At 56.0% G+C, this 1,223-nt stretch carries 1 protein-coding gene and 1 pseudogene; both read right to left on the bottom strand.

The window, feature by feature from the left end; genetic code table 11:
* On the bottom strand, nt 1–856 hold an 856-nt coding region (locus tag B3Z49_RS11495), incomplete at its 3' end, for a phenylacetate--CoA ligase family protein (protein WP_296990927.1).
* Nucleotides 857–914: 58 nt separating this feature from the next.
* Nucleotides 915–1,223 (bottom strand): annotated as a pseudogene (locus B3Z49_RS11490) (ABC transporter ATP-binding protein); the annotation flags it as partial.

The following is a 1,223-nucleotide window of genomic DNA, read 5'->3' as shown; positions in this document are numbered from 1 at the left end:
GCGGATAGTCCATATTAAGCGTGGTGACTACGACTTCGCCAACCTCGCCCTCTGCCACCGGCTCTCCCGTGCCCGGACGGACGATTTCAAGAATGATGTCTTCGGCAACAATCATGCCGTCCTTGGCATCGCTTTCATAGGCAATCAGGCCAAGGTCGGCACTGGCATAGCACTGCAGCATGGCGATATCGCGTTCGGCAAACCAGGATCGCAGACTTTCTGGCAATGCTTCGCCCGATACCAGTGCGCGCTTGATCGATGAAATATCCGCACCAAGTTCCTCGGCCTTTTCGATCAGGATCTTCAGGAAGGATGGCGTACCGCTATATCCGGTCGGTTTAAGGTCGCTGATTGCCTTGACCTGTGCCTCACTTTGTCCGACCCCGGCCGGAACGACAACACACCCGCAGGCCCGTGCGCCACTGTCAAAGATAAAGCCACCCGGTGTCAGGTGGTAGGACAGGCAGTTATGAACAATATCGCCCGGACGGAAGCCAGCGGCAAAGAACGCGCGGCCCATCCGCCACCAGTCATCACCCTTGCCCTGCGGGTCATAAATCGGCCCGGGGCTTTGGAACAGGCGTGCCATCGCCGGGATTGGCGTTGCGTTCAGGCCCGCCAGCGGCGGTTCCTTGGCCTGCGCATCAATCAGATCCGACTTGCGGGTCAGCGGCAGTTTCGCCAGTGCCTCGCGGGTGGTGATTTTTTGCGGCTCGATATCGGCCAACAGTCGACCATAAGCCTTCGATTGCGATTTGGCATGATGCAGGATGCGCGGCAGTGCTGCCATCAAGCCGGCCTCGCGGCTTCCGGGAGTTCGCGTTTCGCGCTCGTCATAGTAAGTTTTAAGCATCATACCCGTCTTTCATTCAAAGGCGTCCACCACACCGGTATACGGCCCCGGTGTTTTAATCCTAGAGCCAACGTTTGCGGCGCTTGTAGGACTTGATGTTCTTGAAGCTTTTGCGTTCTTCAGAACCGCCGCCAAGATAGAATTCCTTGACGTCCTCGTTATTCAGAAGCTCGTCACGGGTGCCATCCAGAACAACCTTACCGCTTTCCATGATGTAACCATAGTCGGCAACCTTAAGCGCAAAGTTGGCGTTCTGTTCAACAATGAGCATGGTGATGCCCTGTTCGCGATTGATCTTTTCAATGATCCCGAACACTTCCTTGACCAGAAGCGGCGACAAGCCCATTGACGGCTCATCAAGCAGGATCAT

The sequence above is a fragment of the Thalassospira sp. UBA1131 genome (genome assembly GCF_002311515.1).
In the GTDB taxonomy this organism is placed as follows: Bacteria; Pseudomonadota; Alphaproteobacteria; order Rhodospirillales; family Thalassospiraceae; genus Thalassospira.
The sequence above is the reverse complement of the archived record's forward strand: the minus strand, read 5'-3'. Positions and strand labels throughout refer to the sequence as shown.